We start from the raw sequence: 20,368 nt of genomic DNA, 5'->3' as shown, positions 1-20,368 counted from the left end.
GCCCATCACCGGCATGGTCGTGGACGGCTTGAGCAGTCCGGACGAGGTACGGGTCCGCCTGGAGAAGACGGGGTACCTCGTCGACGACGGGCTGGCCGTGGCCTGTTTCCTGGCGCTGCGGCTGCACCGGCCGATCTTCTGCGAGGGCGACGCGGGCGTGGGCAAGACCGCGCTCGCGTCCGCCCTCGCCGAGGCGACCGGCGCTCCGCTGATCCGGTTGCAGTGCTACGAGGGCATCGACGCGTCGCAGGCCCTCTACGACTGGGACTTCCCGCGCCAGCTCCTGCACCTGCGGGCCGCCGAGGCGGCGGGCATCACGGACGCCGACCGGCTCGAAGGCGAGCTGTACGACCGGCGGTTCCTCATCACCCGGCCCCTCCTGCAGGCTCTGGAGACCCATCCGTCCGTGCTCCTCGTCGACGAAGTGGACCGCGCGGACGACGAGTTCGAGGCGTTCCTGCTGGAGCTGCTGTCGGAGTACGCGGTCACCATCCCCGAACTGGGCACGCTGCGTGCCGAGTCGCCGCCGGTCGTGGTCCTCACCTCCAACCGCACCCGCGAGGTGCACGACGCACTGAAGCGACGCTGCCTCTACCACTGGTTCGACCACCCCGGGTTCGCCCGCGAACTCGCCATCGTGAGACGGAGGCTGCCGGAGGTGACCGAGCGGCTGGCCGAACAGGTCACCGCGCTCGTCCAGGCCCTGCGCGCCGAGGACCTGCTCAAACCGCCCGGGGTCGCGGAGACGATCGACTGGGCCGAGGCCCTGCACGCGCTGGGCGCGACCGAGGTGGACGCCGAGCTGGCGGTGGCCACGCTGGGGTCGGTGCTGAAGTACCGGGAGGACGCCGAGCGGGCCCGCGGTCTCGACCTGACGTCGATCCTGTCCGCCCGGGGAGCGTAGGAGCATGGAGCGCGAGGGCACCATCGACGCGTCCGCCGTCCTGGTCGGGTTCGCCCGAGCCCTGCGCACGGCCGGCGTCGACGCCGCGCCCGACCGCGTACAGGCCTTCCTCGGCGCGCTCGGTCTCCTCGATCCAGGCGTGCGATCCGATGTGTACTGGGCGGGACGGCTCACCCTGTGCGGGAACCAGGACGATCTCGAACGCTACGAACGGGTCTTCGCCGCCTACTTCGGCACGAAGGCGGAAGGCGCTCCGACGTGGTCCACTCCCGCGCCACGGCTGCGCATGGTCGTCCGTGACGCCGGTCCCGTTCCTCCCACGGCGACGCGGTCCCCGGAGGACGCCGCCGTACCGACGGCCACGCTCGCCAGCTCCACCGACGTGCTGCGCCATCGCGACTTCGCCGGGCTCACGGCGGCCGAGCGGGAGCAACTGCGGCGGCTGCTCGCCGCGTTCCGGCTGCGCGGCGAGGTGCGGCGCTCCGCGCGGCGGCACCCGGCGCGCCGTGGCAGCGTGGATCCGGGTCGTACCGTACGGGAGATGCTGCGGCGCGGCGGTGAGCCGGCCCGGCTGCGGCTGCACGCCCGGGCCGAGCGCCCGCGCCGGGTCGTGCTGCTCGTGGATGTGAGCGGCTCGATGGCTCCGTACGCGGACGCGCTGCTGCGGTTCGCGCACGCGGCCTCGCACGGCACCGGCACAGAGGTGTTCACGATCGGCACCCGGCTGACCCGGGTGACGCGTGAGCTCGCGCACCGCGACCCCGACACGGCCATGGCGGCACTCGCGGCGGCGGTTCCCGACTGGCGCGGCGGCACCCGGCTCGGCGAGATGCTGCGCGGCTTCCTGGACCGCTGGGGCCGGCGGGGCATGGCGCGCGGCGCGGTCGTGGTGCTGCTCTCGGACGGCTGGGAGCGTGGCGATCCGGCCCTGCTCGCGGCGCAGATGCGACGCTTGCACCGGCTCGCGCACCGGGTGATCTGGGCCAATCCGCGCAAGGCCCGTCCCGGCTACGCGCCCCTGGCCGGCGGGATGGCGGCGGCGCTGCCGAGCGTGGACGCCTTCGTCGAGGGGCACAGCCTGGCCGCGCTGGAGCAGCTGGCGGCGGTGGTGAGAGGAGCGGACCCTTGAGGAGAACGGGATCCCGCGGAAAGGGCGAGGTCGTGAGGAGAACGGGATCCCGCGGAAAGAGCGGCCCCCTGAGGAGCACCGGACCCTACGGAAGGGGCGGATCCTTGAGGCAGGCACACCCCGCGGTGAAGGGAGCGAGCGATGCGTGACATCCTCCCGGCGCTCAGCCAGTGGTATGCGGCGGGCTCGCCGTTCGGGCTCGCCACGGTGGTGGCGGTGAGCCGCAGCACGCCTCGCGACCCGGGCGCGGCCATGGCCGTGGGCCCGGCCGACGAGGTCGTGGGCAGTGTGTCCGGCGGCTGTGTGGAGGGCGCGGTCTTCGAGTTGGCCCAGGAGGTCGTGGAGTCCGGCGAGGCACGACTGGAGAGCTTCGGGTACAGCGACGAGGACGCGTTCGCCGTCGGGCTCACCTGCGGCGGCGAGATCACGCTGCTCGTCCGCCGGGTGTCCCCCGCCGACGACCCGTCCTTCGGCGCGGTGGCCGAGTCGGTGGCCGCGGGCCGCCCGGTGACGGTGGCGACGGTGATCGACGGACCGGCGCCGCTCGGGGCCACGCTCGCCGTATGGCCGGACGACGAGCCGGGGGCCCCTTCCGGTGGGGTGTCGGGCTCCCTCGGGTCGACGGGTCTGGACGTCGCCGTCGCCGCCGACGCGCGCGGCGAGCTGGCCCAGGGCGCCACGATCCGGCGGCACTACGGGCCGCACGGCGAGCGCCGCGAGGACGCGGTCACGGTCTTCCTCAATTCCTTCGCGCCACCGCCTCGCATGCTGGTCTTCGGCGCGATCGACTACGCGGCCGCGGTGGCCCGGATCGGCGCCTTCCTGGGCTACCGGGTCACGGTGTGCGACGCCCGGCCGGTCTTCGCCACGCCGAAACGGTTCCCGGAGGGCGTGGAGGTGGTCGTCGACTGGCCGCACCGCTATCTGAGCGGTACGACGACCGACGCGCGCACCGTGATCTGTGTCCTCACCCACGATCCGAAGTTCGACGTGCCCCTGCTGGAGGTGGCGCTGCGCCGCCCGGCCGCGTACATCGGGGCGATGGGCAGCCGTCGTACGCACGACGAGCGGATGAAACGGCTGACCGATGCCGGGCTCTCGGAAGGTGAACTGTCCCGACTGCGCTCGCCCGTCGGCCTCGACCTCGGGGCGCGTACGCCGGAGGAGGTCGCCGTGTCGGTCGCCGCGGAGATCGTCGCGCTGCGGTGGGGAGGCAGCGGGGCGCCCCTGACGGCGACGGGCGGGGCGATTCATCCGAGGTAGTTCGATCCAGGAGCAGCCGCGGGAGCCCGATCCTGAGGTGTCCCAGGTCGCTCGGTCCAGTCGGTCCAGGAGGAAATGATGGATCTGCACCACGAGTTCACGGTCCCCGTCCCGGTCGAGGACGCCTGGCGGGTGCTCCTCGATATCGAGCGGGTCGCCCCGTGCATGCCGGGCGCGACGGTCGAGGACTACGACGGCAAGACCGTGACCGGCTCGGTGAAGGTGAAGGTGGGCCCGATCACGCTGACGTACCGGGGCACCGCCGTCTTCGAGGAGCAGGACGAGGTGGCGCACCGGATGGTGCTGATCGCGAGCGGCAAGGAGTCACGCGGCCAGGGCACGGCGCGGGCCAGGGTCACGGGCACGCTCAGCGAACGCGACGGCGGCACGGCCGTGTCGGTGGAGACCGATCTGACGGTGACGGGGCGTCCGGCGCAGTTCGGGCGCGGGGTCATGGCGGAGGTGGGCGACAAGCTGGTCGGGCAGTTCGCGGACTGTCTCTCCGAGCGCCTCGAAGAATCATCCGCCCGGCCCGAAGCAGCGCCCGGCCGACCCTCGGAACCCGGCCGAGCCGAGGATTCACGCCGACTCGACGAATCCGAGCTGCTCGGCGAGCCGTCGGTTTCGGTGCGTTCCGAGGCGGAGCCGATCGATCTGCTCCGGACGGCGGGGATGCCGGTCGCCAAGCGGTTGGTCGTGGCAGTCGCCGCGGCCGTCGCCGCGGCGCTGGTGTTCCTGCGCCTACGACGCCGTCGGCACCCCTGAGCCGGTCAGCCGGCCGCGTCGCGGTGATCGGCGATCACCTGGTCCAGGTGGTGCAGCGCCGCGGTCACCCGAGACGGGTCCTTCTGGAAGAACGGGTCGTCCGGCACGGGCAGGGAGCCGGCGAGCGCCCAGCCACGCCCCCGCGCCCAGGTCGCGTCGTCCAGATCGAGCGCGGCGCGGAAGGCGCCGCGTGCGTGGGCGGGCAGGAACATCCACGCGGGAAGCAGATCGACGGCAGGGTCGCCCACGGCGAGCGTCCCGAAGTCGATGACCGCGCTCAACCGGCCGTCGACGGCGAGGAGGTTGCCGGTCGCCAGGTCGCCGTGGATCCACACCGGCGGCGCGTCCCAGGCGGGCGCCGCGAGTGCCGCTTCCCACACCTCCGTCACCGCGTCGGTGTCGACCATGCCCGCGCGCTTGAGCGCCTCGATCTTGGGGCGGACTCGCGCGTCGGCCGCCAGGGAGTCACGCTCGTCACCCATGGGCACACCGCGGAACGCGTTGCTCGACTCGGGGCCCGGGCCCCCGGTGGGGTCGAGCTTCTGCAGCGCGGTGATGAACTCGGCGAGCCGCACGGCCGCTTCGACCGGATCGACCAGGCCGTCCGTCGTGGCCGTCTCCCCCTCCAGCCATCGGTAGACGGACCAGGGGTAGGGGTAGCCCTCCCCCGGCTCCCCCTTGGCCAGCGGTTCGGAGACGGGCAGCGGCAGGTGCGGCGCGAGACGCGGCAGCCATGTGTGCTCGCGTTCCACCTGGCCGACCCAGTGGGAGTAGCGCGGCAGCCGTACGGACAGGTCGTCGCCCAGCCGGAAGGTGGCATTGTCCATGCCCGACAACGGGACGGGTGACAGGGGCAGTTCGGCCCACTGGGGGAACTGCGCCGCCAGCAGACGGCGTACGAGATCGGGGTCGATCACCATGCCGTCCATCTCACTGGGCGCGGCCGTCGGCCGTCCACTCAATTAGCCGGTGTGCGGCGGCAGTCGGTGCAGTGTCACGTCGGTGAGCCGGCCGTCCGCCGCTGTCGCGGTCATGTAGGTGCAGTAGGGCTGGCGGCGGCGGTCGGTCGGCGATCCGGGGTTGAGCAGGCGCAGGCCGGTCTCCGTTGTCGTGTCCCAGGGGATGTGGCTGTGCCCGAAGACCAGGACGTCGAGATCGGGGAAGCGCTCGGCGCAGCGGTGCTCACGGCCCTGGGCTGCGCCGGTCTCGTGGACGACTCCGAAGCGCAGGCCGCCCAGTTCGGCGCGGGCGACCTCGGGAAGGCGGGCGCGCAGGGCCGGGCCGTCGTTGTTGCCGTACACGCCGAGGACCGCGCGGGCGCGGTCCTCCAGCAGGTCGAGGGTGGCGGTGTCCACCCAGTCGCCCGCGTGGACGACCACGTCGGCGAGCGGGAGTTCGGCGAGGAGCCGGGCCGGCAGTTCCTTCGCACGCTTCGGGAGGTGGGTGTCGGACATCAGCAGCAGACGCACACCCTCAGAGTGTCACTCCCCCGTGATTCCGCAGCGTGCGCCCCACGGCCCACCGCGCACGCGGTCACTCCAACAGGACCTCGCTCCACACCTGCTTCCCGCCGCTCACCGGCACCGTCCCCCAGGCCGCAGACATCGCTTCGACCAGGAGGATGCCGCGGCCGCCGGTGGCCTCCCAACCGATGCTGGTGGGCTTGATGGGCGAACGCGGCGAGTTGTCGGCGACCGAGACCCGCAGGCGGTGGTTGATGAGGGTGAGGTCGAGCCGGACCTGACCGTCGGTGTGCACGAGGGCGTTGGTGACGAGTTCGGAGACGACGAGGAGTACGGCGTCCAGGTTTTCGCTCACGTCCCAGGTGCGCAGGGTGCGCCTGGTGAAGCGGCGGGCGTGCCGGACTGCCTCGGGGACGCGCCAGATGGTCCAGCTCTCACGGAGCGGACGCGTCGCCAGGCCGTCGTAGCGCATCAGGAGCAGGGCCACGTCGTCGCTGCGGTTGGCGCCCGCGAGCAGTGTGTCGGCCACGAGTCCGAGGTGGGCGGGGTCGGAGCGGGCCAGGTCCGCGGCGAGCCGATTCAGGCCGTCCTCGATGTCGACCTCGACGGACTCGACAAGACCGTCCGTGGTCAGGGCCACGATCGTGCCGGGCTGGAGCCGCAGCGGGCTCAGCGGGAAGTCTGCCTGGGTGACGACGCCGAGCGGCGGCCCACCGTCGGACTCGGGAACCTCCGTGCGGCCATCCGGGTGACGCAGCACCGGCGGCAGATGTCCGGCGCGGACGTACCAGGCGGAGCCTTCCTCCATGTCCACATCAACGTAACAGCAGGTGGCGAAGAGGTCCGTCTCGAGGTCCATGAGGAGACGATTGGCGTGCGAGACCACCACGTCCGGGGGATGCCCCTCGATGGCGTAGGCGCGCAGGGCCGTGCGCATCTGGCCCATGAGGGTCGCCGCCGAGGCATTGTGTCCCTGGACGTCACCGATGACGAGGGCGACGTGGTTTTCCGGCAGCGGGATCACGTCGTACCAGTCGCCGCCGACCTCCAGACCCGCCGTGGTCGGGAGGTAGCGGGCGACGGCGACCGCGCCGGGCAGCTGGGGCAGGCGGCGTGGGAGCAGCGTGCGCTGGAGCGTGCCGATGAGTTCGTGTTCGGCGTCGAAGGCGTGGGCCCGCATCAGCGCCTGGCCCGCGAGACCCGCGGCCGCGGTGAGCAGGGCGCGCTCGTCGGGACCGAAGTCGTGCGGGGTGTCCCAGCCGATCAGGCAGGCACCGGCCATGCGCCCGCCGGCGGGCAGCGGCAGGACGGCGAGGCCGCCGGGGCCGACCTCGGCGAGCGCCGGCTCCAGCGGCGCCCCGGCGGGCCAGATGGCGGGCCGCCCCTCGCTCAGCGCCGCGGCGAGCGTCGGCATGGCGCGGACGGGCGCGTCCGGCCACTCCGAGCGCCATTCGGTGCGCCACAGCTCGGGCCAGGACTCGGGCTCGGGCGGGTCGAGGACGGTGACGACGAGTCGGTCGCCCTCCAGTGCGGCGAGGGCGATGCGGTCGGCCCTGAGGGGCTTGCGCAGGGCGGCGACCACGGCCCGGCCGACGTCGCGTACGGTGCCCGCGGTGGCCAGGGCCGTGGCGAGCCGCTGGACGCGGGCCACGTCATTGACGCCGGAGCGCAGCTTCGAGGCGTCGGACACCGCGCCGACCAGTCGCGCCGGACGCCCTTCGCCGCCGGGCAGCAGGCGGGCGCGCAGCCGCAGCCAGCGCTGCCCGCCGGACGGCTGCAGAATCCGGAACTCCAGCTCGCGGTCGCCGATGGACATGTGGTCCGGCTCCACGGCGGACATCAGCGAGGGCAGGTCCTCCGGTACGGTCAGCGACAGCAGCGTCTCCACCTTGCCGTCGAATTCGTCCGGGTCCAGGCCGAACAGCTCCATCATCTCGTCGTCGACCTCGACGTGCCCGGTGTCCATGGCGAGGCTGAAGGAGCTGGCGGGCAGGTCCTCGATGTCCTCGGCCTCGGCGGGCGGCGGGCAGACGACGGCCTCGGCGAGCAGCTCCAGGTACTCCCGGTCCGCGGAGCCGAAGCCGCCCGGGTTCTCGGTGACGGCGACCAGGCAGCCGTCGTCCCGCAGCGGCAGCACGCCCAGCGAGAACTCCTGGGACGGCAGCCGCCGGGCGTCCGCGTAGCGGCTGAGCTCCTCCGGGACGAGCCACAGCGGCCGGCCCGAGCGGTGGGCGTCCACCGCGGGAAACCCGCTGGAGAGGGGATAGCTGTCGCGCAGCCCGTACAGCGTCCTCGGCAGCCCGGCGGACTCGGCCAGGTGCAGTTCGTCGCCGCTCTCGCTCGGTGAGTACACCGCAGCCAGAGTCGCAGTGGTGTAGACCAGCACCTGTTCGAGGACACGGCGCAGCCGCTCGCGCGGATCCAGGTCCGTGGTGAGCGTCTTGAGGGCAAGTTCGGCACGCAGCGTTCTCGTTCTGCGTTCCGCAGCGCCCTCACTGACCACGTCCGCAATTACAGCGCTTCCGGGACGCTCGCGCAGCCCCTGTGACCGTTCCGAACCCGTCGGGCCCGCGCCGTCGCGGTGGCAGCGGGACTTCCGTCCGCCGGGCGGGATCCCCGGGTGGGTTGTGCGCGGCGCGTCCGGCGGTCCGCTCGCCGTGCGGGAGGGGCCGCCAAGAGGGAGCCTTGACCCCTGGGACATGTGCGCGGCCCTGCGAGGAGGTGGTCGGCGTGTCCGACCGGCAGGGGTCCGGGCAGGCACCGGCGGGGGGTCGACCGGCGCCGGTCGGAAAGCCGCTGCTCTCGCTGACGCTGACCGCGATGATGGACGACGTCCACGCCCACGCCGGCGGGGTCTATCTACTGGCGCCCCACGAGCCGGTCCTGGAAATGGCGGCCATGGCGGGACTGCCCAGGGCCTTCGCCGCACCGTGGGAGCGGGTGGGACTGAGCGCGCCGATCCCGGTGGCCGAGGCGGTGCGGGAGCGGCGACTGATCTGGGTCAGCGGCGAGGAGCAGATGGCCAGCCGCTATCCACGGATCGCCTTGGTGCTCCCCTATCCATTCGCGTTGGCCGCGCTCCCCGTGGCGACCGGGAACAAGACGTACGGCGCCGTCTTCGTGACCTGGCCCGGCTCGCATCCGCCGGAACTGTCCGACCGGGAACGCGACCATCTCACCGCGGCCTGCGACCGACTCGCGCTCCGCCTCGAGCGGGCCGCCGAGGAGCAGCGTCCCGTGCACCCCGAGCCGGAGCTGCCGGCACCCGCCACTACGGCGACCGTGGCCGGCACACTCGGCACCGTGGAGGTCGCACGGATGGTGGCGCGGCTGCCGTACGGGCTGTGCGCGATGGATCTGCACGGGCGGATCAGCTACGCCAACGCGGCGACGGCGGAGCTGCTGGGCGTCCGGGTCAGCGACCTGCTGGGCACCCAGCTGTGGGCGTCCGTGCCCTGGCTCAACGACCCCGTCTACGAGGACCGGTATCGTGCCGCTCTGCTCAGCCAGCAGGTGACGTCGTTCGTGGCGCTGCGGCCACCCGGCGACTGGTTGTCGTTCCGCCTGTATCCCAGTACGAACGGGCTGAGCGTGCGCATCTCACGGGCCCGGGCGGTGACCGAGATGACCCGTACCGGGCCGCGGCGCGGCGACGACACGCCGCGCCTGGCCACCATCTCCCATGTGCTGAGTCTGGCGAGCGCACTCACGGAGGCGGCGGGCGTGCAGGACGTGGTGCAGTTGGTCGCGGACGAGGTCGCGCCCGCCGTCGGCAGCCAGGCCCTGGTCGTCCTCGGCTCGCGGGCCGGGCGCCTGCACGTGCTCGGGCATCGGGGCTATCCGGACGCGCACGTCGTGGAGTGCTTCGACGGGATGCCGCTCAGCGCACAGACCCCGGGTACCCACGCGCTGAACTCCGGGGTTCCCGCCTTCTTCGACTCGCGTCAGCAGCTGGAGCGCCTCTACCCGTCCCTGAACGCGACGCCGGACGGCATGGCCGCCTGGGCCTATCTGCCGCTCATCGCGTCCGGGCGGCCGGTGGGCATCTGCGTCCTGGCGTACGCCCAGCCGCACGCCTTCCCCGCCGATGAACGTGCTGTCCTGACGAGTCTGGGCGGGCTGGCCGCGCAGGCGCTGGAGCGTGCCCTCCTCTACGACGCCAAGCTCCAGCTGGCGCACGGTCTGCAGGCCGCTCTGCTGCCGCCCTCGCTGCCGTCGCTGCCCTCGATCGAGGCGGCCGCACGCTATCTCCCGGCCACTCAGGGCATGGACATCGGCGGGGACTTCTACGACCTGGTGCCCTCGCGCGACCGGGCCGCGGCGGTGATCGGCGATGTTCAGGGCCACAACGTGACGGCGGCGGGCCTGATGGGGCAGATCCGCACCGCCGTACGGGCGTACACGACCGTCGGTCAGCCGCCGGAGGAGGTGATGGGGAGCACCAACCGGCTGCTGTTCGACCTGGGCACCGACCTCTTCGCCAGCTGTCTGTATCTGCGTCTCGACCCCGCGCGCGAGGTGGCCGTCATGGCGCGTGCGGGCCATCCGCCGCCGTTGCTGCGGCGGCCGGACGGCAAGGTCCGGGTGCTCGACCTGGCCGGTGGCCCGCTGCTCGGGATCGACGCGTCGGCCACGTATCCCACGACCGAGGTGCCGCTCGCCCCCGGCTCCGTGCTCACTCTCTATACCGACGGTCTGATCGAGTCCCCCGGTGTCGACATCGAGGACGCCCTCGCCGACCTCGGCCGACGGCTCGCCGAGACCGGCGACCAGCCCCTGGACACGCTGGCCGACAGTCTCGTGCGGCACGGCGGGACGGCGACGCAGGAGCGGCCCGACGATGTCGCGCTGCTCCTGCTGCGGGCACGACCACTCGACTGAACGGGCGCCACAGGCGCAGTCGTCCGGTGGTGCGGTCGATACGCGGGGGGTCCGTACGCGGGGGGGGTCCGTACGCGGGCGGCCCGAACAGGGGCGGTCCGGCCCTCCCGCCGGAGGGCCGGACCCTTCCACTGCCGACCGGGACCGCTGTTCCGCGGCCGGCTCAGTGGTTCTTGGTGACCGGCCGTCAGGGGGTGCTGGTCACCAGGCCCGAGCCGTCGTCCATGCCGGTGCCGGACTGGTCTCCGGCGGCTCCGCTCGGGTCCGCGGCTCCGCTCGGGTCCGCGGCGCCACCGGCCTGATCGTCGGCGCCACCGGCCTGGTCGCCCGCGCCCGCCGGGTCACTGGCACTGGCGCTCGGGTCGGCCGCGCCGCCGTCACCGGCCCCGGCCCCGGCCCCGGCGTCTCCCGCGCCGAGCGTCGCACCGACCGCTGCCAGCGCGGTCGTGACGGGCTGGAAGAAGGTCTCGCCGCCGGTGGTGCAGTCGCCGCTGCCGCCCGAGGTGAGGCCGATCGCACTGCCGTCCTGGGTGAACAGGGAGCCGCCGCTGTCGCCCGCCTCGGCGCAGACATCGGTCTGGATGAGACCGGTGACGGTGTCGACACCGTTGGGGTCGGTTTCGCTCTGGAAGTTGACCGTGGCGTCCAGACCGGTGACCGAGCCGTCGTGCAGACCGGTGGTGCTGCCCATCCGGAGGACCTGCTGACCGACCGTGGCGTCCGCCGCCTGGTTGATCTGGACGGTCTGCCCGTTGCCGACGTTGACCTCGCTCGGCGCCTGGGTGTTGGGGTCGTCGTACTTCACGAGTGAGAAGTCGCCGGCACCGGGGAAGGTTGCCTGGTCGACGGTCGCGATCGGTTGGCCGTCCTGCGAGTCCGACCACTGCTTGGCCGCGACACCGCAGTGCCCGGCGGTCAGGAAGGCGGGGCTGCCGTCGCTCGCGGTGACGTTGAAGCCGAGGGAACAGCGGACACCGCCGCCGTTCGCCTGGGCGAAGATGGCGTCACCGCCCGACACGAACGTCTTGAACGTGCCGCCGGACTTCTTGACGTCGGCCACGCCGGAACCGAGCGAGTCGACGGTCGACGTCAGCTTGTTCCACTTGGCACCCGTGACCGTGCTGTCGGCGGTGACCTGGATCTTGTTGGTCTTCGGGTCGACGGCCCACGCCGTGCCCGGGATCGTCGCGTCCGTCTTCAGCGTCTTGGCGGCGGCCTGGAGTGCGGAGGTGCTGTTCTGCACCTGGTGGGCGACGGCGCCGGCCTTCTCGATCTGGTTGACGACATTGCTGTTGTCGCCGACGACATTGACGATGAGCTGCTGCTTCGAGGCGTCGTAGTACGACCCGGCGAAGGCGTCACCCAACTGGGAGGCGAGCTGCGAGGCGACGTCCGCGACACCGGCCGCCTTGAACGTCTTCGGGGTCGCGTCATCCGAGTTCGTCTGGGACGCGTTGGCATGGGGCAGCAGAAGTGCCGCCGCTCCGAGCGCCGCCACGCTTCCTGCCGCGAGGGCGGCCTTGCGCTTGGGTATCCGTTTGTGACTCAACTCTTGACCTCCTGGGGACGGGGTCGATGCCGCCGTCCGGCAGCTGACTGGGGGGCGCCTGGATGGTTGTTGATACGCGTGAGCCACGTGGGTTGTTCAACTGCCTTTAAGAAAGGCAGGAGTTACCTCGGCGAAAGGCATGGATTGCGAGGCAATCCCGCCTTTGGGCCGAGTGACTGGGGAACAATGCCTCGTATGACGCTGAACCTTGCCGAAGCCGACAAGATCCTCGCCGACCACTTCGCCCCCTGGGTGCTCGACCTCGGCCTGTCCGTGGCGGAGTTGGGCGACCAGCGCGCGATCCTGCGGCTGCCGTGGTCCGCGCGGCTCGCCCGGGAGGGCGGCTCGCTGTCCGGCCAGGCACTGATGGCCGCGGCCGACACGGCGACCGTGATCGCGGTGTCCGCGGCGCGCGGCGCCTTCGTCCCGATGACCACCGTCCAGCAGTCCACGAGCTTCCAGCGAGCGGTGACGGACGCGGACGTGCTGGTCGAGGCGGTCCTCACCAAGTTGGGCCGCCGGATGGCCTTCGCGGACATCACGATGACCGCCGAGGGGGCGGACGAGATCGCGGCGCGGGCGAGCACGGTGTACGCGCTCCTGGGCTGAGCGGACGTGCACCCGGCACGCACGACACATTCCGCCACTGATCGGTAACGGTCCGTTCGCGGCCAAGAACGGAATCCCGGCTTCGGCGAATCTGCACATCGAATGCGCAACGAAGTCACGGCGCGCGACAGATCTGCACAGTCGCGCGCCCCCCTCCGCGCCATTGCGACGGGACTGTCCCATTCGGTCCCGAGGCGGCAAGGGAGCGCACGAACCGATGCGGCGCAGCATGTGAAGAAGTCGCCGCAAAGACGTGTGCACGCCTGCACGGTTGGACGGCCAAAGTGCTCAAGTGCCCAGGTGAGAGCCCTGGTTGATTGGATACGTGCCACGCGGGCGTGCTTTGATCCGTTGCACCGCGGGGGTCGCACCGAGGCTCCCGGAAACGGGCGCCGCGCGCTCGCGGTGGCGGCCGTCATCTGTCCCCCAGAGGGGGCCGCTCTCCCCTTTTTTAAATATCCAGACGAAGGGAAGTTCCATCATGAACTCCACCCCCCGCGTTGAGACCGCCGAGATCTCGGACGCCGACCTCGACAACGTGTCCGGCGGCCTGTCGCTGAACGCCGTTGGCACCGTCACCGGCCTGGTCGACAGCGTTGCCCCGGTCTCCGGCCTCGTGGGCACGGGCGTCGGCACCGTCGAGGGTGTGACCGGCCTGAACACCGCCCCGGTCACCGGCCTGGTTGCCGGTCTCTGATCGCATTTCATGCCGTTGAGTCCCGGAACCGCTTCCCGGTTCCGGGACTCTCGGATGCCATAAATCTCTCGAACAGGTGAGGGAAGTCCCGTGCAGTTCCGCCAACAGGCCCTCGCCAAGCTGCAATCGCCCGAAGAGCTCGACCTTCCGGTGCGCTTCGCCCGCCCGCAGGGCTGGCTCGTACTGTCCGTGACGGTTGTCGTCATGGCGGCCGCGTCCGTGTGGGCCGTGACGGGCACCGTCGCCTCCACGGTCGGCGCACCCGCCATCCTCACGCACGGGGAGGGCAGTTATGTTCTGCAGAGCCCCGTCGCCGGGCAGGTCACCGCAGTCCTCGCCAAGGAGGGCGAACGGCTCGCCGCGAACGCCCCCGTGCTGAAGGTCCGTACGGCGCAAGGGGAAACGGCCGTCGTCCGGACGGTCGCAGCCGGCCGCATCACCGCGCTCGCCGCCACCATCGGCGCGATCATCTCGACCGGCGCGAACGTCGCCGCCGTGGAGAAGGTCGCCCACGCCGACGATCCGCTCTACGCGACCGTGTACGTCCCCGCGGAGAACGCCTCCACGATTCCCGCGAACGCCGCCGTCGACCTCACCGTCCAGTCGGTGCCCACCCAGCAGTACGGGGTGCTGCGCGGCCATGTGAAGGCGGTCGACCGGACCGTTCAGACCCAGCAACAGATCGCCTCCTTCCTCGGTGACAGCCAGCTGGGCGAGCAGTTCACCAAGAAGGGCAGGCCGGTGGCCGTCCTGGTCCGCCTCGACCGGTCCTCCGGCACGAAGAGCGGCCTCAAGTGGTCCTCGGCGGACGGACCGCCGTTCGCGCTCACTTCCATGACCCTGGCCACGGGTTCGATCCGCATGGCCGATCAGCGCCCCATCGATTGGCTCCTGCCGTGACCACCGCACAAGACACCCGGGGCAGACGCCGCGCCGCCCCACCGAAGCGCACGGTTCCCAAGAGCAGGCGCAAGACCGTCCGCACCCCCACCGTGCTCCAGATGGAGGCCGTCGAGTGCGGTGCGGCCTCCCTCGCCATGGTCCTCGGACACTACGGCCGGCACATCCCGCTCGAAGAGCTGCGCATCGCGTGCGGTGTCTCGCGGGACGGCTCGCGCGCCAGCAACCTGCTCAAGGCGGCACGTAGTTACGGCCTGACGGCCAAGGGCATGCAGATGGACACGGCCGCGCTCGCCGAGGTCCAGGCGCCCGCGATCCTGTTCTGGGAGTTCAACCACTATGTCGTGTACGACGGCATGGGTCGCCGCTTCGGACGGCGCGGCGTGCACATCAACGACCCCGGCAAGGGCCGCCGATTCGTGCCGATGGAGGACTTCGACACCAGCTTCACAGGTGTCGTCCTGGTCATGGAGCCGGGGCCCGACTTCCGCAAGGGCGGCCGCAGGCCGGGAGTCCTGGGCGCCATGCCGGCCCGGCTGCGCGGCACATCGGGCACCATGCCCGCGGCCGTGCTGGCGAGCCTGCTGCTGGTGGTGGTCGGCGCGGCGCTGCCCGCGCTCAGCCGGACGTACATCGACCAGTATCTGATCGGTGGCCAGAGCTCTCTGCTCGGCGTGCTGTTCGCGTCGATGGGCGCCTCCGTGCTGCTCACGGTGGTGTTGACCTGGTTGCAGCAGGCCAATCTGCTGCGCGGCCGCATCATCTCCTCGACGCTCTCCAGCGCCCGCTTCCTGCGCCATCTGCTGCGGCTGCCGGTCACCTTCTTCTCCCAGCGCAGCCCGGCCGACCTGGTGCAGCGGCTCCAGTCGAACGACGCGGTGGCCGAGACCCTGGCCCGCGATCTCGCGGCGGCCGGTGTGGACGCGATCGTGGTCGTGCTCTACGCCGTACTGCTCTACACCTACGACCCGCAGCTCACCGCCGTGGGCATCGGCGTGGCGCTGCTCAACGTGGTGGCCATGCGGGTGGTGATCCGGCTGCGCGCGACCCGCACCGCGAAGCTTCGCGCCGACACCGCGCGGCTCACCAACACGGCCTACACCGGGCTCCAGCTGATCGAGACCATGAAGGCCACCGGCGGCGAGGACGGCTACTTCCGCAAGTGGGCCGGACAGCACGCCACCACGCTGGAGGAGCAGCAGCGCCTCGGCGTGCCGAGCGCCTGGCTGGGCGTGGTCGCGCCGACGCTCGCGACGCTCAACTCCGCGCTGATCCTGTGGATCGGCGGTATGCGAGCGATCGAGGGACACATCTCGGTGGGTCTGCTGGTCGCCTTCCAGGCCCTCGTCACCCGCTTCACCGCGCCGATCACGCGGCTGAACGGCGTCGCGGGCCGCATCCAGGACTTCGCGGCCGACGTGGCCCGTCTCAAGGACGTCGAGAACTTCCAGGCGGACCCGCTCTACGCCCGCTCCGGTACCGGCGAGTCCACCCGCCGTCTGCACGGCCATGTCGAGCTGGAGAACATCACGTTCGGTTACAGCCCACTCGACAAGCCACTGCTCACCGGCTTCTCGCTGACGGTCGGCCCGGGCCAGCAGGTCGCACTGGTCGGCGGTTCGGGAAGCGGCAAGTCGACGGTGTCCAGGCTGATTTCGGGCTTGTACGCCCCCTGGGAGGGCACGATCCGCATGGACGGGCAGCGCCTGGAGGACATCCCGCGCGGCGCCCTCGCGGCCTCCGTGTCCTTCGTCGACCAGGACGTCTTCCTCTTCGAGGGAACGGTCCGCGACAACATCGCCCTGTGGGACCCGTCGATCCCGGAGGACGCCGTGGTGGCGGCGCTGGAGGACGCGGCGCTGTACGACGTGGTCATGCGCCGTCCCGGCGGCATCCACAGCCGGGTCGAGCAGGACGGGCGCAATTTCTCCGGCGGCCAGCGTCAACGCCTGGAGATCGCACGGGCGTTGGTCCGCAGGCCCAGCATCCTGGTGCTCGACGAGGTGACCAGCGCGCTGGACGCGGAGACCGAGCAGACCGTCATGGACAACCTGCGCAAGCGCGGCTGCGCCTGTGTCGTGATCGCCCACCGGCTCAGCACAGTGCGCGACAGCGACGAGATCGTCGTACTTCAGCACGGCACGATCGTGGAACGCGGGCGGCACGACGCCCTGGTGGCGGCCGGCGGCCCGTACGCCGAGCTGGTCAAGGAGCGATGAGATGACCACGGTTCACGAGGGCGTTCACGAGGGAGACCTCGTCCTCGGTGCGCTCGGCAGCATGGGCACGCCGATCGACTGCTCCGGCCTCAACCGCCTCGATCTGGAAGGCCCCCAAGTCCTCTGGCTCGTCGCGGCGGGCTCCATGGACCTGTTCGCGGTCGACGCCGCCCAGCAGGGCCATTGGCACCACCTCGGCCGCCTCGAAGCGGGCTCCCTTCTCCTCGGCCCGGTCGCGGGCCCCCAGCACACCCTCGTGGGACGCCCGCTGCGCGACTGCGTGGTGCACCGGATCGTGCTGCGCGAGCTGTACCAGCCGGTCAACACCGAGACCTGGTCGTACGACGAGTACGGCAACCCCCAGTACGTGCCGCCGACTTCGAGCCCGTTGGAGTACGCCCTCGCCCTCGGCGTCGGCCGCAGCCTCTCCATCCTCTTCCAGGCGCCGATGGCCACGGAGAACGCCGCCGCGCTCACGGACGACGACGTCTTCTGGATGCAGGTGCCGCCGGGCAGTGTGCAGTACGGCTCGCTGTACGGCGCCGAAGCGGCCGCCGACCTGCTGATGGACCCGGGTGTCTGGCAGAGCATGGTCGACCAGCAGTACCGCCTGCTGACCACGCTCGACCGCTGGATCGAGCAGTTGGAGGCCAGCCACGAGGACCGTACGGCGGCGGGCATCAAGGCGGGCGAGGCCGTCCGTGCCCAGGCCGACCGGACGCTGCTCGCGTCCATCGGCAAGTCGTCGGTGAAGCGGCCGACCGCGGCCGACGCCGATGCCACCTACGCGGCCTGCAAGCTGGTCGCCCGCGAGACCGGGATCTCGTTGGCGGAGTCCGCGCAGAGCGGAACGGAGAGCGACCGGCTCGACCCGGTCGAGCGGATCGCGCTCGCCTCACGCGTCCGCACCCGTGCCGTACGCCTCGACGGGCGCTGGTGGCGGGACAACATCGGTCCGCTGATAGGCCACCGGGCCGTGTCCGGTGCGCCGGTCGCGCTGCTGTGGCGGCGCGGCGGATATGTGGCCGTGCAGCCGTCGTCCGGGCGCGAGACGCCGGTCGAGAAGGCGAACGCGGCGGAGTTCGAGCCGCGGGCCGTGATGTTCTACCGCCCGCTGCCCGAACGGAAGTTGAGCCCGCTGCGGCTGCTTCGCTTCTGTCTTCAGGGCACGGGTGGCGATCTGCGCAACCTCGCCATCAGCGGTCTGGTGACCGTGGCGATCGGCGCGCTGGTGCCGATCGCCACCGGCAAGGTGCTCGGCGAGTACGTGCCGAAGGCCCAGCACGGTCTCATCGTGCAGGTCTGTCTGGCCATCATGATCACCAGCATCGTGTCGGCGGCGTTCATGCTGCTGCAGAACCTCACGATGCTGCGCATGGAGGGCCGGATCGAGGCCACGCTCCAACCGGCCGTGTGGGACCGGCTGCTCAGGCTGCCGACCAAGTTCTTCACCTCACGCTCGACCGGTGAACTCGCCAGTGCCGCCATGGGCATCAGCGCGATCCGTCGGCTCCTCGCGGGCGTCGGCCCGACGGTCGCGCAGGCAGGCACGCTCGGCGCGATGAACCTGGGGCTGCTGTTCTGGTACAGCGTGCCGATGGCTCTGGCCGCGATCGGCATGCTCGTCGTCATCGCGGCCGGGTTCCTGGGCCTGGGCCTGTGGCAGGTGCGCTGGCAGCGCCGCCTCGTCGTACTCAGCAACAAGCTGAACAACCAGGCGTTCCAGACCCTGCGAGGACTGCCCAAGCTGCGGGTCGCGGCGGCCGAGAACTACGCGTACGCCGCCTGGGCGAGCGAGTTCGCGCGCAGCCGTGAACTCCAGCAGAAGGTCGGCCGCATCAAGAACCTCACCACGGTGATGGGCGCGGTGTATCTGCCGTTCTGTTCCCTGCTGATGTTCATGCTGCTGGCGGGCCCGGCACACGGTTCGCTGTCGGCCGCGGACTTCCTCACCTTCAACACGTCGATGACGATGCTGCTCACCTCGGTCACCCAGATCACCGGCGCGTTCGTCTCGGCGGCGGCCGCGCTGCCGATGTTCGAAGAGATCAAGCCGGTGCTCGACGCGACGCCCGAGGTACGCGTGGCGAGCACCCGACCGGGCCTCCTGTCCGGCGGGATCGAGGCCCGAAGGCTCTCCTTCCGGTACGCCGACGACGGCCCGCTCGTCCTCGACGACGTGTCGTTCGACATCAGGCCGGGCGAGTTCGTGGCGATCGTCGGCCCCAGCGGCTGTGGCAAGTCCACGCTGCTGCGACTGCTCATCGGCTTCGACAAGCCGGTCTCGGGCAGCGTGCTCTACGACGGCCAGGATCTGGCGGCCCTCGACCAGTCCGCCGTGCGCCGTCAGTGCGGTGTGGTGCTCCAGCACGCGCAGCCCTTCACCGGCTCGATCCTGGACTGCATCTGCGGCACGGAGCCCTACACGCCCGAGGAGGCGATGGCGGCGGCCGAGATGGCGGGTCTGGCCGACGACATCAAGCGCATGCCGATGGGGCTGCACACCATCGTCTCCGGCAGCGGCGCCATCTCCGGCGGTCAGCGACAGCGTCTGATGATCGCCCAGGCGCTGATCCGACGCCCCCGCATCCTCTTCTTCGACGAGGCGACCAGCGCTCTGGACAACGAGACGCAGCGCACGGTCATCGAGAGCACCCGGGCGCTCAACGCCACCAGGGTCGTGATCGCGCACCGCCTATCCACGGTGATGGACGCGGACCGCGTCATCGTGATGGAGGAAGGCCGGGTCGCCCAGCAGGGCCCGCCCGCGCAGCTGCTGGCGGACACGGGCGGGCGGCTGCACGAGTTGGTGCGGCGGCAGATGCAGTGAGCGGTCAGTCGAGGCCGGGGACCGGGGCGCCCGAGGGGACTCCGGCCTCGATGTAGCCGCGGTAGATCTCCTTCCAGGGCGCACCGGCACCGGCGTGCGGGCCTTCGAACCGCTCGCCCCGTGCCTTGGCGTCGAGGGCGGCCAGACACACCTCCCAGCCGGCCCCGTTGCGCGCGGCGGTGTTCTCGGCCACCAGGACATTGGTGAGCGTGAAGTGCGTGCGCTTCTCGTCGAGGGCTTCGAGGTCGAAGTGCAGCTCGTCGCCGCCCCATTCGAAGGAGAGGTGGCGCGGAGCGTCGACCGCGAGGACCCTCCCGGTGGAGTTCTCCATGTTCGGGTCGCCGCTGAACGTGATGGTGCCGCCGGGCCGCAGCTCGATTTCGGCGCGGGACGGGAACCATTCGGCCAGCTCGTCCGGGTCGGTCACGAACTGCCAGACGCGGTCGACAGGGTGGTCGTAGGTCCGGCTGAAGCGGACGGCGGGGCGGCCGTCGTCGAGGGTGAGGTAGGTGCCGGTCAGGGCGGTGGGTTCGGCGGACATGGTGGCTCAGTCCTTCGGGAAGGGGGCTGCGTCGTTCGGGAAGGGCGCTTGCGGCAAGGGCGCTTGCGGCAAGGGCGCTTCGGTGTGCGGGAAGAGTTCTTCCGTCTTCGGGAAGAGTCCCTCGCGGTCGTCCGACGGCTCCCCCACCGCCTCGTCCAGGCGACGGCCGAGGGCGTCGAGGCTCTCGTTCCACAGCTTCCGGTACGGGGCCAGCCAGGCGTCCAGTGCGGCGATCGGCGCGAGGTCGAGCGCGTAGACACGGCGCTGCGCGTCCTGCCGTACCCGCACCAGTCCCGCGTCCCGCAGCACCCGCAGATGCTTCGAGGTGCTCGGCTGACTCAGACCGCACGCCTCGACGATCTCACCGACGGCGCGCGGCCGCTCCAGGAGCAGCGCGACGATGGCCCGCCGGTGAGGGTCGGCGAGTGCGGCCCAGAGGGCGTCGTCGAACATGAGCCCAATATGCCTCCGAAGTTATATGCCGGTCAAGGCATATATGGCCCCGAACACACCGGCCATCGAAACTTTGGCGTTTCGATAAAAGCGGGCTAGTCTCGACGTGTACGAAACAGTTTCGTTTACGTACTTGCCATCCCTGAGCGACTTCCCTGGAGTGGT

General features: G+C 71.3%; 15 protein-coding genes and 1 pseudogene. 10 read left to right on the top strand and 6 right to left on the bottom strand.

The genetic code is table 11. The features are described from left to right. Window positions 1-13: 13 nt before the first annotated feature. The 4 genes from IEY95_RS15550 to IEY95_RS15535 all read left to right on the top strand — a co-directional run bounded on the left by IEY95_RS15550 (window position 14) and on the right by IEY95_RS15535 (window position 4,061). On the top strand, window positions 14-904 hold the full coding sequence (locus tag IEY95_RS15550) for an AAA family ATPase (RefSeq protein WP_189186629.1): 891 nt from the start codon (window positions 14-16) through the stop codon (window positions 902-904). Window positions 905-908: 4 nt separating this feature from the next. Continuing rightward, the gene (locus tag IEY95_RS15545; RefSeq protein WP_189186628.1) at window positions 909-2,033 is read left to right on the top strand and encodes a vWA domain-containing protein; all 1,125 of its coding nucleotides are present in this window, start codon (window positions 909-911) and stop codon (window positions 2,031-2,033) included. A 141-nt stretch (window positions 2,034-2,174) separates the two neighbouring features. Further along, window positions 2,175-3,296: an XdhC family protein gene (locus IEY95_RS15540; RefSeq protein WP_189186627.1), complete on the top strand. Its 1,122-nt coding sequence runs from the start codon at window positions 2,175-2,177 to the stop codon at window positions 3,294-3,296. 78 nt (window positions 3,297-3,374) lie between these two features. Further along, on the top strand, window positions 3,375-4,061 hold the full coding sequence (locus tag IEY95_RS15535) for an SRPBCC family protein (RefSeq protein ID WP_189186929.1): 687 nt from the start codon (window positions 3,375-3,377) through the stop codon (window positions 4,059-4,061). 5 nt (window positions 4,062-4,066) lie between these two features. Here the strand turns inward: IEY95_RS15535 and IEY95_RS15530 are convergent, their stop codons facing one another. From IEY95_RS15530 to IEY95_RS15520, 3 genes are all read right to left on the bottom strand, one after another. After that, window positions 4,067-4,981 carry an aminoglycoside phosphotransferase family protein gene (locus IEY95_RS15530; RefSeq protein ID WP_189186626.1) on the bottom strand — a complete coding sequence of 305 codons (915 nt, stop codon included), beginning with the start codon at window positions 4,979-4,981 and terminating at the stop codon, window positions 4,067-4,069. Between the two features lie 42 nt (window positions 4,982-5,023). Continuing rightward, window positions 5,024-5,530, bottom strand: a complete 507-nt coding sequence (locus IEY95_RS15525) for a metallophosphoesterase family protein (RefSeq protein ID WP_189186625.1) — start codon at window positions 5,528-5,530, stop codon at window positions 5,024-5,026. Between the two features lie 64 nt (window positions 5,531-5,594). Next, window positions 5,595-8,027: a SpoIIE family protein phosphatase gene (locus IEY95_RS15520; RefSeq protein ID WP_189186624.1), complete on the bottom strand. Its 2,433-nt coding sequence runs from the start codon at window positions 8,025-8,027 to the stop codon at window positions 5,595-5,597. A gap of 218 nt (window positions 8,028-8,245) precedes the next feature. Between IEY95_RS15520 and IEY95_RS15515 the strand changes: the two genes are divergently transcribed. Then, window positions 8,246-10,405 (top strand): SpoIIE family protein phosphatase, encoded by a 2,160-nt coding sequence (locus IEY95_RS15515; RefSeq protein ID WP_189186928.1) that lies wholly within the window; start codon window positions 8,246-8,248, stop codon window positions 10,403-10,405. Between the two features lie 187 nt (window positions 10,406-10,592). Here the strand turns inward: IEY95_RS15515 and IEY95_RS15510 are convergent, their stop codons facing one another. Then, window positions 10,593-11,954 carry a S1 family peptidase gene (locus IEY95_RS15510; protein WP_189186623.1) on the bottom strand — a complete coding sequence of 454 codons (1,362 nt, stop codon included), beginning with the start codon at window positions 11,952-11,954 and terminating at the stop codon, window positions 10,593-10,595. 195 nt (window positions 11,955-12,149) lie between these two features. On the opposite strand from IEY95_RS15510, the gene IEY95_RS15505 reads away from it, so the two are divergent. The 5 genes from IEY95_RS15505 (at window position 12,150) to IEY95_RS15485 (ending at window position 19,209) form a co-directional block, all read left to right on the top strand. Then, complete coding sequence (locus tag IEY95_RS15505; protein ID WP_189186622.1) at window positions 12,150-12,563, top strand: PaaI family thioesterase; 414 nt, start codon at window positions 12,150-12,152, stop codon at window positions 12,561-12,563. Between the two features lie 481 nt (window positions 12,564-13,044). Then, complete coding sequence (locus tag IEY95_RS15500) at window positions 13,045-13,260, top strand: type A2 lantipeptide (protein ID WP_189186621.1); 216 nt, start codon at window positions 13,045-13,047, stop codon at window positions 13,258-13,260. Between the two features lie 90 nt (window positions 13,261-13,350). Then, complete coding sequence (locus IEY95_RS15495; protein ID WP_189186620.1) at window positions 13,351-14,160, top strand: HlyD family efflux transporter periplasmic adaptor subunit; 810 nt, start codon at window positions 13,351-13,353, stop codon at window positions 14,158-14,160. Further along, the gene (locus tag IEY95_RS15490) at window positions 14,157-16,379 is read left to right on the top strand and encodes an NHLP family bacteriocin export ABC transporter peptidase/permease/ATPase subunit (RefSeq protein WP_189186619.1); all 2,223 of its coding nucleotides are present in this window, start codon (window positions 14,157-14,159) and stop codon (window positions 16,377-16,379) included. Before IEY95_RS15495 ends, IEY95_RS15490 begins: the two co-directional genes overlap by 4 nt. A 1-nt stretch (window position 16,380) precedes the next feature. Next, the gene (locus IEY95_RS15485) at window positions 16,381-19,209 is read left to right on the top strand and encodes an NHLP bacteriocin export ABC transporter permease/ATPase subunit (protein WP_189186618.1); all 2,829 of its coding nucleotides are present in this window, start codon (window positions 16,381-16,383) and stop codon (window positions 19,207-19,209) included. A 4-nt stretch (window positions 19,210-19,213) separates the two neighbouring features. On the opposite strand, the gene IEY95_RS15480 is transcribed toward IEY95_RS15485, so the two are convergent. Beyond that, the gene (locus IEY95_RS15480) at window positions 19,214-19,750 is read right to left on the bottom strand and encodes an SRPBCC family protein (RefSeq protein WP_189186617.1); all 537 of its coding nucleotides are present in this window, start codon (window positions 19,748-19,750) and stop codon (window positions 19,214-19,216) included. A gap of 150 nt (window positions 19,751-19,900) precedes the next feature. Further along, a pseudogene (locus IEY95_RS15475) lies at window positions 19,901-20,203 on the bottom strand (ArsR/SmtB family transcription factor); the annotation flags it as partial. Window positions 20,204-20,368: the final 165 nt, after the last annotated feature.

This window comes from Streptomyces albiflavescens, from assembly GCF_014645835.1.
Lineage (GTDB): Bacteria > Actinomycetota > Actinomycetes > Streptomycetales > Streptomycetaceae > Streptomyces > Streptomyces albiflavescens.
This window is presented reverse-complemented; position numbering and strand designations above follow the sequence as displayed.

Bases quoted from the DNA above. Each gene is read 5' to 3' on its own strand.
- IEY95_RS15545 (WP_189186628.1), top strand. From the start codon at position 909: ATGGAGCGCGAGGGCACCATCGACGCGTCCGCCGTCCTGGTCGGGTTC.
- IEY95_RS15500 (WP_189186621.1), top strand. From the start codon at position 13,045: ATGAACTCCACCCCCCGCGTTGAGACCGCCGAGATCTCGGACGCCGAC.
- IEY95_RS15505 (WP_189186622.1), top strand. From the start codon at position 12,150: ATGACGCTGAACCTTGCCGAAGCCGACAAGATCCTCGCCGACCACTTC.
- IEY95_RS15480 (WP_189186617.1), bottom strand. From the start codon at position 19,750: ATGTCCGCCGAACCCACCGCCCTGACCGGCACCTACCTCACCCTCGAC.
- IEY95_RS15485 (WP_189186618.1), top strand. From the start codon at position 16,381: ATGACCACGGTTCACGAGGGCGTTCACGAGGGAGACCTCGTCCTCGGT.
- IEY95_RS15550 (WP_189186629.1), top strand. From the start codon at position 14: ATGGTCGTGGACGGCTTGAGCAGTCCGGACGAGGTACGGGTCCGCCTG.
- IEY95_RS15530 (WP_189186626.1), bottom strand. From the start codon at position 4,981: ATGGTGATCGACCCCGATCTCGTACGCCGTCTGCTGGCGGCGCAGTTC.
- IEY95_RS15535 (WP_189186929.1), top strand. From the start codon at position 3,375: ATGGATCTGCACCACGAGTTCACGGTCCCCGTCCCGGTCGAGGACGCC.
- IEY95_RS15540 (WP_189186627.1), top strand. From the start codon at position 2,175: ATGCGTGACATCCTCCCGGCGCTCAGCCAGTGGTATGCGGCGGGCTCG.